At 62.3% G+C, this 9325-nt stretch carries 9 protein-coding genes; 2 read left to right on the forward strand and 7 right to left on the reverse strand.

From position 1 onward, the window contains the following. Positions 1–25 precede the first annotated feature (25 nt). The 6 genes from GT571_RS09810 to trhA form a co-directional block, all read right to left on the reverse strand. Positions 26–1432 (reverse strand): polysaccharide deacetylase family protein, encoded by a 1407-nt coding sequence (locus GT571_RS09810; RefSeq protein WP_240128782.1) that lies wholly within the window; start codon positions 1430–1432, stop codon positions 26–28. Positions 1433–1504: 72 nt separating this feature from the next. Then, positions 1505–2260, reverse strand: coding sequence for a PRC-barrel domain-containing protein (locus tag GT571_RS09815; protein ID WP_055252569.1), 756 nt, complete (start codon positions 2258–2260; stop codon positions 1505–1507). Then, positions 2260–2649, reverse strand: coding sequence for a YtxH domain-containing protein (locus GT571_RS09820; protein WP_035136593.1), 390 nt, complete (start codon positions 2647–2649; stop codon positions 2260–2262). The genes GT571_RS09815 and GT571_RS09820 overlap by 1 nt, the downstream gene beginning before the upstream one ends. 136 nt (positions 2650–2785) lie before the next feature. Beyond that, complete coding sequence (locus tag GT571_RS10130; RefSeq protein WP_240128784.1) at positions 2786–3619, reverse strand: cyanophycin synthetase family protein; 834 nt, start codon at positions 3617–3619, stop codon at positions 2786–2788. Positions 3620–3643: 24 nt separating this feature from the next. After that, positions 3644–5017, reverse strand: a complete 1374-nt coding sequence (locus GT571_RS09830; protein ID WP_055285343.1) for a hemolysin family protein — start codon at positions 5015–5017, stop codon at positions 3644–3646. A gap of 110 nt (positions 5018–5127) precedes the next feature. Continuing rightward, positions 5128–5811: a PAQR family membrane homeostasis protein TrhA gene (gene trhA, locus GT571_RS09835; RefSeq protein ID WP_172676303.1), complete on the reverse strand. Its 684-nt coding sequence runs from the start codon at positions 5809–5811 to the stop codon at positions 5128–5130. A 186-nt stretch (positions 5812–5997) separates the two neighbouring features. On the opposite strand from trhA, the gene GT571_RS09840 reads away from it, so the two are divergent. Beyond that, positions 5998–6963 carry an alpha/beta hydrolase gene (locus tag GT571_RS09840; protein ID WP_161145534.1) on the forward strand — a complete coding sequence of 322 codons (966 nt, stop codon included), beginning with the start codon at positions 5998–6000 and terminating at the stop codon, positions 6961–6963. 164 nt (positions 6964–7127) lie between these two features. Here the strand turns inward: GT571_RS09840 and GT571_RS09845 are convergent, their stop codons facing one another. Further along, positions 7128–8333, reverse strand: a complete 1206-nt coding sequence (locus GT571_RS09845; RefSeq protein ID WP_161145535.1) for a DUF362 domain-containing protein — start codon at positions 8331–8333, stop codon at positions 7128–7130. A 566-nt stretch (positions 8334–8899) separates the two neighbouring features. Between GT571_RS09845 and GT571_RS09850 the strand changes: the two genes are divergently transcribed. Further along, the coding region (locus GT571_RS09850) for an IS110 family transposase (RefSeq protein ID WP_161156965.1) at positions 8900–9325 on the forward strand (426 nt) is incomplete at its 3' end.

Below are 9325 nucleotides of genomic sequence, written 5' to 3' on the forward strand. Positions count from 1 at the left end.
TGACTACCCAATGACTACTCTGTGGTTACTCTGTGGTGTCTTCGTCCTCGGCAGGTTGGGGGAACACGGCGTCCTTGGGCATGGTGGCCTTCGTCAGCGAGGTGAGCTTTTTGCTCAGCGACGTGTCCGTCTTGACCAGGTCGCTGAGCGTCACGATCTTGTAGCCGTCGGCAATGAGGCCGTCGATAATCTGCGGCAGCGCCTCGAGCGTCTGCTCGGCGCATTCGTCTCTATCGGTGAGCAGCACGATATTGCCCGGCGTCACCGAATCGAGCACCGTCGAGACCTGCTCGTCGGCACCGTTGAGCAGCCAGTCGCCCGAGTCAATATTCCACGAGACCACGGCGGAGACCAGGTCCATCGCATCAATCCAGTTTTGCTCGTCAAAGGCAGCGTAGGGAGCACGCAGTAGCATCGTCTTCACGCCGGTCGCCGACTTAATCGCATCGGTGCCTTTCGTGATCTGTTCGCGTACCGCCTCACGGTCCTGACCCTTGAGCGAATCGTCGCTGTAGCTGTTGGATCCGATCTCGCACCCGGCATCGACAATCGCCTTGGCCGTGGCAGGCGAGGCCTCGGCCGCATCGCCCGAAAGGAAGAACGTCGCGGTGACGCCCTTTTCCTTGAGCACCTGCAAGATCTGTTTGGTGGCGCCGCTCGGACCCTCGTCAAACGTCAGCGCCACGTACTTTTTGTTGCCCTTGGGCGCCACGCTGGCGCACGCAACAACGCAATCGGTGGCGGACACAACCTCGCCGCGGTCTTGCGTCTTGCCCGACTGCTCACCAACCCACACCTCGGAGCGGCCCTGGACACCCCACGTCTGCACATACTCGATAGCGCCCGTGCCCTCGACCTTGAGCTTGGGCTCGATAACCGTAGCCTGAACCTCGTGCTTCTCGTAGGTGTTACGGCCATCCTTGACCGTCACCTTCTCGCCGCCCTCGAGTTCGCGGCTATCCCATTTGCCCTGCTTCACGCGCTTGCCGTCGACCTTCACCGACAGCTTTTCGCCCCCATGGCGCTTGAGCACGCTGTCATCGACGGCCAGCAGGTCGCCTGCGTCGTAGGTGTCAGTCAACTCCTGGTCGTCGATGAGATTCTGCAGCGTAGAGCCCACGCGCACCGCGGTCTTCTGGCCGTTAAGTTCCACGTCCACGCTGCGGTTGACGTAGCCCACGACGGCAGCGATAAACAGCACGAGCGCGCAACCCACGGCGATGAGCGCATAGGGCAGGCGAGACGAACGACGGGGTGTGCGGCTGTTGCCGATGCGAGCGCTGCGATCGCTAAAGCCGCGGCTATGGTTGAGATACATCGCGCCGGGCTTACGGTGACGCTTGCGCTGACCGCTGGGCAGCTGCCCCAGGTCGCGGCGCGCCGTCGGACGCGCACCCGAACGCCCGTTTAAGTTGGATCCGTTTTGGCGCATGTGCCCTCCCCCATAAACACAGCAAGCCGGAGCAACAGGTCTCCGGCTTGCCTCCCATCATTTGGTACGTCGCTATTTTGTAGCTTTTGACGAGCCTCCGCTCGCCTTTTGGTATTCGTCCTTAAAGGCCTTGAACATGCCGCGCGTCTTGCCGAGCTGCTTGCCCAGTGCGCGACTGCCCTTGTCCACGGCAACCGATCCCTTGTCGTCGAGCACCTTGGCGCCCTTCTTGACCTTATCGCCCACCACGACGCTTGCCTCGGCAGCCTTTGCGGCGGCGCCGCCCGAATACCCGAGCGACTTGACCTCGTCCGAGACGACCATCGCGCCGTTCTCGTAGCCGCGCAGCATCGTCGGCGGCACCTGCGTGTCACCAACCAAAACACTCGAAGCAGCACCGGCGGTCACATAGAATGCCTGCACGATGCCCGAGCGTGGCTTGAACTCAACGTCCGAGCAATAGCCCACGACGTCGCCCGATTCCGTGCGCACGTCCATACCGACCCAGATGATGCAATCGTCCAGGTTGATGTCGAGGCGCTTGGCGGCGGCGGCATCGTACGTGTCCTTGACGTCATCGACCGCAATGGCGCCCTCGTAGACACCAATGGCGTCGAGCGCTACGAATCGGTCGGGACGCTCGATCATGCCCGCGATATCGGACTGGCGGACCATAAAGCCGACCACGCGCGTACCGCCCGGGGTAAAGACCGGAAAGTGAATCTTTCCGAGCTTTTTAGGGCTGCGCGGCGTGCCGTCCTTTTTGGTGCGCTTGTCCTCGGTAGGCTTGCGATAGATCTTGGCGCCGACAAAATCCCCGGCGCGCATTATGCCTCGGTCGAGGGCTCCGCAGCCTCGGTATCAGCCTCGACGGCGTTCTCGACCACGACGTCGGCGGCAGGCGTCACGTTGCCGCCCGAAATGGCGTCGTTGAGCTGCTCGCGCAGCTGGTCCATGCGCTCGCGGGCCAGGTCGACCTTGGCGCGCAGGTCGTCGGTCTTGGCGTCGACCATCGGGCCAAAGTCATTCACCGCAGCACGGGCCTCCTCGGCGCTGTGCTCGTAGGTGTCGCGCATATTGTCCCAGGCGTCGTTGGCGATATCGGCAGCCATGGCGCGGGTCTCGGCGCCCGAGCGCGGGGCCAGAGCAACGCCGACAATAGCGCCGGCAGCGGCACCAAAAAGTGCGCCGGAGACAAAGCTGAAAGTCTTACCCATGATCATTCCTCTCCTGCGGGCACGTCGGTGCCCACCGTTTGAATGCTGTCCATTATACCCGCAGCGCATCACTTGCCGCTCCGCTCATCTGTGTACGGCAAAGGCGCAGGTACGTGATGGTGATAAACGCGTAGGCCTACTCCTGAGGCATAGACGGCATGGCCACCGTGGCACCCGGGTCCTCGCCGGCGCCGTCCACGAGCGGCAGGCCGCCCTCATGCGCAGGTCCTGCCGGAACCGTCGCCGCACCGCCAAAGACGGCAGCGGAGGCCTCGTGGTTCTCGGCAACCGCACCCTCGGTATCAATCGCCACCTGGGGCTCGTCGTCAAAGTTGGGGACGCCCTGGGGCTCGGTGGGAACGGGCTCGGCGGTCGCATCGGCAACGGGCTCGGCGTCGACCGGCACATCGCCCTCGTCAGCGCCCTCGTCCTCGGCAGCATCTTCGCCGTTCGCAGCGGCGACGGCCTCGTGAGGATCCTTGCCCTCGGCCTCGGCGCGCATGCCCAGCACCAGGTTGCGCAGGCCCGCGACCGTGCCCTCCACGTCGGGGGCAGGCTGGTCGGCGTGCAGGTACGCCCAGTCCATCATAAAGGTGGCCGAAGACAGCGCACCGATGGCCAGCGCGTCGTCGGGACACGAAAGCTCAACCTCAAAAACGCGCTCGTCGTGCTCGCTTACGCGCGTGCGGCCGCACGAGATGCTACCGGCAAGACCGGTCTCGTTCATGAGCTCGACCGTCACATGCTCAAGCAGATGGCAAAGCTCGGTCTGGCCCATGCAGTCCTGGAACTCGCGGCCGGAATCACCCAGGCACAGGTGCTTGGCAATCGCCGGCACCAGGTAATACACGCGCGCCGTAGCCTCGATATCCTCCGAGGTCATGAGCGGCATGCCGGGGTTCACCAGCACGTGCGCGCAGATCTTGTCCTCGCTGACGGTGACCTTAAGGATGTTAAACAGGCCTGCCATAACTCTCCCCTACTCTTCCTTGTCCTACTCGTCGCCGTCGTGCGGATTCGCGGAACCCGCACCCGACGTCGTCGGCTCGTCTACCGAAGACTCGGAATCCTTCTTATCGGTTTCGGCCGGAGCGATCACGCGAATGAGCGAGATGCGCTGGCCACGCATCGACTGCACTTTAAACTTGTACCCCGCAACCTCAAACACCTCTCCGATGTCGGGCACCGAGTCGCAAAGCTCCAAAATCCAGCCGGCGATGGTCTCATAATCATCGCTTTCCTCAAGCGGCCAACCAAGCTCAATCGCGTCATCGCACGAAAAACGCCCATCAACGAGCCACTCGCGGCGCGAAAGGCGCGTGAGATACTTGTTGTCGGGGTCGAACTCGTCCTCGATCTCGCCGACGATCTCCTCGACGATGTCCTCGATAGTGATAATGCCGGCCGTGCCGCCGTACTCGTCCACGACCACCACGATCTGGTCGTGCGAGGTCTGCATCTCGGACAGCAGCGGCAGGATGTCCTTGGTGTCGGGCACAAAGGTGGCGTCGCGCAAAAAGCCGGCGATGGGCTGGTCGCCCTTGCCGTCGAGCGCGGGCTGAATCAGGTCCTTGATGTGCGCGATGCCGGCGACGTTGTCGGGATCCTCGTGATAGACGGGGATGCGGCTAAAGCCGGTCTGGCGCATGGTGGACAGCACGTCGGCGACCGTCTCGTCGTCCTCGCACATGGTGGTGTCCACGCGCGGCACCATGACCTCGCGGGCAACGGTGTCGCCCAGGTCGAAGATCTCGTGGATCATGCGCTTTTCCTCGTCGAGCAGGTCGTCCTGCTCCGAGACCATGTACTTGATCTCTTCTTCCGAGACGTTCTGACGGTCGTCGGCACTCTTGATGCGCAGGATGCGGGCCAGGCCATCGGAGCAAGCGCCGGTCAGCCACACGAGCGGACGAGCGATCTTTTGGAAAAACGACAACGGCCCCACGACCTGCTTGGACACGCCTTCGGCGTTGGCCAGGCCGATGCGCTTGGGCACAAGCTCGCCGATCACGATGGACACGAAGGCGACCGCGACGGTGATGATGACCGGCGCCAGGCCGCGCGCGATGGCGGAAAGCGGCGCGATGCCAAAGCTCATGAGCCACGTGGCGAGCGGGTCGGACAGACTCGTCGAGGCGACGGCGGACGAGGCGAAGCCCACGAGCGTGATGGCGACCTGGATGGTGGCGAGCAGCTGGTCGGAGTCGGCAGCCAGCTTAATGGCACGCTCGGCGCGCTTGTCGCCTTCCTCGGCCTCGTGCTCCAGCACGGCGCGCTTGGCCGTGGTGAGCGCCATCTCGGACATAGAGAAGTAGCCGTTGATGAGGGTCAAAACGAGGGTGGTGATAAGGGAGATGGTTATGTCCATCGGGAGTTTCTCGAACCTCCAAGATTCGGGACGTCGGATTAAAACGTTGACGGCGGATACGGCAATTGCACCGGCGCCCAAACAAGGACACGGGCGCGCAGGCGTGGTCGCTAGATTACGAAGAGGATCACCGCCATGAACTGGAAGATGCTGCCGGCGAGTACCCACAGGTGAAACACGCTGTGAAGATAGCGCACGTTTTTGGCGATATAGAACGGCACGCCCGCGGTGTAGCACACGCCGCCGACGGCGAGCAGGGCAAGTGCCACGGGGTTGAGCAGCGCCACAAGTTCAGGCAGCTTAAAGACAACGAGCCAGCCCATCAGCAGATAGACCAGGCCGCTTACCCAATGCGGCTGGCGCTCGCGCAGGAAGCACTCGAGGGCGATGCCGATGATGGCGATGGCCCATACGGCAAAGAACAGCACAGCGCCGCCGTCGTTTGCGAGCGTGATGAGGCAAAACGGCGTATAGCTGCCGGCTATGAGCAGGTAGATGCAGCTGTGATCGATGATGCGAAACACGCGCTTGGCGCGCGCGGGCTGAATCGCGTGGTAGAGCGTGGAGGCTAGGTATTCGAGGATAATGCTGACGCCATAGACAATCGCCGCGGCCATGTGGGCCGGGCCTCCGCCGCGCAGGGCGGCGAATACGATCAGGAGCACCAGGCCCGCGATACCCAGCAGGCAGCCGACACCATGGGTGACGGAGTTCATGATCTCCTCACCCACCGTGTAGTGTGGAACGGCCGCGGTCTTGGGTCGCGGCTTAGAACTGTCGCTCGAATCGGACATGCCGGTTACATCCTCCAACGTAAAGAGTTCTCAACACTATATCAAAGCGTCTAGGTACGTGCGAAATTTGCACCATACGTGACCCTTTGTTTACCCATTCTTTGCCTGTTGACGCATCAACGGCGAACGTCCATAATGCGCTTGCATTAAATGTTGATGTATTAACATCTTATAGGAAAGCTTCTTATGTCTCAAAACGCACGTTCCCATCGAAAGCTCAAGATAGCCGGCGTCGTTGCGCTGGTGCTCGTTGTCGCGCTGCTAGGGTTTGCCGGCAACTTCTTGTTCGACTTTGCCCTGAACCCCCAAGCGCCGTACACCATGAAGATGATGCAGGATGGTAAGGCCGACAAAAAAGGTGAGCAGCCGGATGCCGAGGAAACCGAGGCGCGGGCGTGGTTTAAAGAGAACCGCGAGAGCAGCAGCCTCACCGCAGATGACGGAACCGAGCTCGCCGCTTGGTATTTTGCTGCACCGGAGAGCACGCACGACTACGCCGTCTGCCTGCATGGATATACCAACGAGCCCATCGGTATGGCCCGATACGCCAAACGATTCCACGACCGCGGCATGAACGTACTCGCACCAGCCGCCCGCGCCCACGAGCGCTCCGGCGGCGACTATATCGGCATGGGCTGGCCCGAGCGCCTCGACATCGTCGCATGGATCGAGCGAATCGTTCAGGCTGACCCCGAGGCGCGCATCCTGGTCTTTGGCGAGTCGATGGGTGCGGCAACCGCCATGAACGTCGCGGGGGAATCTCTGCCCGCAAACGTAAAATGCATTATCGAGGACTGCGGTTATACGAGCGTTTGGGACGAGTTTTCCCTGCAGCTCAAGGATGTGTTCGGCCTGCCCAGCTTTCCCTTGCTCGATGTAGCAAACTTGGTGTGCAACGTGCGCGCGGGCTACGACTTTCATAAGGCGAGCAGTGTGGAGCAACTCAAACACGCGACGGTTCCCATGCTGTTTATCCACGGCGACCAGGACACCTTTGTACCGTACAGTATGCTCGACCAAAACTACGAGGCGTGCGCCAGCAAGGTCAAGCAAAAGCTCACCATCCATGGCGCCACCCACGCCAAGAGTGCGCAAGTTGACCCCGAGCTCTACTGGAACACAGTCAATAACTTCCTCGACGAGCACTTTTAGGCAAAAAGCAACGTCTGGGGTTTTGTTGCCTAAAACGCCTTGTGGTCGGCGGTATTCGATTTTTCACCTCGCTTCCGAAAAGCCGCCCGTGAGCGCTGTGCTCACGGGCGGCTTTTACTTACGTTGCGCTGCTAAAAGAACGCGATTTGTCCAATAACCGGACGCTACTTGACCTCGATGAGCTCATACTCGCTCGTGCCCAGGCCAATCTTTTCGGCGTGCGCGATGCACGCGCGCCAGTCGGTGTCGGGATGCGTGATGCAGAAGGGGTCGTGTGCCTGCTCGCCCTCCAGGTGCTCGTGATTGTGCTCCATCTTAGCGGCGCTATCGGTGAGCTCGGTGTTGGGCAGCGGCTCGGATGTCATGACGGCGTCGGCGCAAGCCTGGTCGATGGCGACCGGGTCGAAGCTCGCGAACATACCGATATCGTTGACGATGGGCGTGTCGTTTTCGGGATGGCAATCGCAGTTGGGACTAATGTCCATAGCGAGCGAGATGTGGAAACTCGGGCGGCCGTCGACGACAGCCTTCGTGTACTCGGCGATCTTGTAGTTGAGCACATCGGCCGCAGCGTCATAGCCGGGCTTGATGCAGTCCTGGTTGCACGCCGCAATGCAGCGCCCACACCCCACGCAGCGATTGTGGTCGATGGCGGCCACGTGTACCGTGCGAGTACTACCGTTGGCAAGCTCGCGCTCGCGGGTGTCGTCAAACGAGACGGCGTTGTGCGCGCAGATCTTTTCGCAGGCGTGGCAGCCCACGCAGTTGGTGGTATCGACATTCGGCTTGCCGGCGGCGTGCTGCTCCATCTTGCCAGCACGGCTGCCGCCTCCCATGCCCAGGTTCTTCATGGCGCCGCCAAATCCGGCCTGCTCATGGCCCTTAAAGTGGGTGAGGCTGATCACGATGTCGGCGTCCATGAGTGCCTGGCCGATCTTGGCCTCGTGCACGTACTCACCGCCCTCGACCGGAACGAGTGCCTCATCGGTGCCTTTGAGGCCGTCGGCGATGATAATCTGACAGCCCGTGGCATACGGGGTGAAGCCGTTCTGGTAGGCGGTGTCGATGTGCTCGAGCGCGTTTTTGCGGCTACCGACGTAGAGCGTGTTGCAGTCGGTGAGGAAGGGCTTGCCGCCCAGCTCTTTTACGACGTCCGCGACGGCGCGGGCGTAGTTGGGGCGCAAAAAGCTCAGGTTGCCCAGCTCGCCAAAGTGAATCTTGATAGCAACGAACTTGTTCTCAAAGTCGATCTGCTCAATACCGGCGCGGCGAATGAGGCGCTTGAGCTTGTCGAGCTGGCTCTCGCGAGCATGCGTGCGCAGGTTCGTAAAGTACACCTTGGCGGGTGCGGCGGATGCAGTTGCGGTCATAGATATATCCCCTCTGTCTATATGGCGTTACAGACATAGAGGATGGTACCAGTTAAAGCAGAGTTAAAGTCAAGTACGGCACCTAGTCATTGGGGACGTTCTTTAGTCATTGGGGACAGACTTAAATGACTGAAACCACTCATTGGGGACGGACTTAAAACCACTCATTGGGGACGGACTTAAATGAGTGCCTCGCCGCCTGGCAGCTAGGGACGTTCCTTTCCTGCCGGCAGCTGGGGACAGTCCTTGCCAGCACAGCCGACGAGCCGGCGAGTCAGCAAAGACCGTCCCCGATGACTAGTCGTTTAAGAACGTCCATTACAGTCGAAATTGTCAGCCCGGGACCGTCTCGGGCTACGATTGAGGCGCGCCCAGAACGGGCCGCCGACCGGGCGCCCGCGCACGGCCGAACGTCCCTGCCCCCGAGAGGGCCTGTTGGGTGCTGCCGGCGCGGGACGCGCCGCCCCCGACGGCTGATAGGAAAGTGCCGGGCAGGCGCCGCGGCTGGTAATGTGAGTGCCGAGGGGGAGGCCATCCGGTCGAACGACTACCGGAAGGATACCACCGTGAAAGCGCCATCCACCAGACCCGCGGCCGTGCTCGGCCTGGACGTCGGCAAGTCGTCGCACTGGGCCTGCCTGATCGACCGCGACGGGGAGGTGCTGGCCAGCGCCCCCGTCCGCAACAGGGAGGCCGAGCTCGACGCGCTGTTCGCCTCCGCGCCCGCCGGCACGCTCGTCGTCGTCGACCAGTTCCGCAACATAGGGTCCCTCGCCGTGAGGCGGGCCCGCGCCGCGGGGCTCGGGGTCGCCCACCTGCCCGGGCTCGCCGCCAGCCGCGCCGCGGGCCTGTTCGCCGGCGAGGCCAAGACCGACGAGCGCGACGCCGCGGTGATCGCGCGGACCGCCCTGGGCGTGCCGGACTCCCTGTCGGGGGTCCCGGGCCGCGGCGAGGCCCTCGAGGCCGCCCGCGCCCTCTCGTCGCAGCGCGAC

It is taken from the genome of Collinsella aerofaciens (assembly GCF_009876115.1).
GTDB lineage: Bacteria > Actinomycetota > Coriobacteriia > Coriobacteriales > Coriobacteriaceae > Collinsella > Collinsella aerofaciens_N.

Coding starts and splice junctions, on each gene's coding strand:
- GT571_RS09810 (WP_240128782.1), bottom strand. CDS start 1,432: ATGCGCCAAAACGGATCCAACTTAAACGGGCGTTCGGGTGCGCGTCCG.
- GT571_RS09815 (WP_055252569.1), bottom strand. CDS start 2,260: ATGCGCGCCGGGGATTTTGTCGGCGCCAAGATCTATCGCAAGCCTACC.
- GT571_RS09820 (WP_035136593.1), bottom strand. CDS start 2,649: ATGGGTAAGACTTTCAGCTTTGTCTCCGGCGCACTTTTTGGTGCCGCT.
- GT571_RS10130 (WP_240128784.1), bottom strand. CDS start 3,619: ATGGCAGGCCTGTTTAACATCCTTAAGGTCACCGTCAGCGAGGACAAG.
- GT571_RS09830 (WP_055285343.1), bottom strand. CDS start 5,017: ATGGACATAACCATCTCCCTTATCACCACCCTCGTTTTGACCCTCATC.
- trhA (WP_172676303.1), bottom strand. CDS start 5,811: ATGTCCGATTCGAGCGACAGTTCTAAGCCGCGACCCAAGACCGCGGCC.
- GT571_RS09840 (WP_161145534.1), top strand. CDS start 5,998: ATGTCTCAAAACGCACGTTCCCATCGAAAGCTCAAGATAGCCGGCGTC.
- GT571_RS09845 (WP_161145535.1), bottom strand. CDS start 8,333: ATGACCGCAACTGCATCCGCCGCACCCGCCAAGGTGTACTTTACGAAC.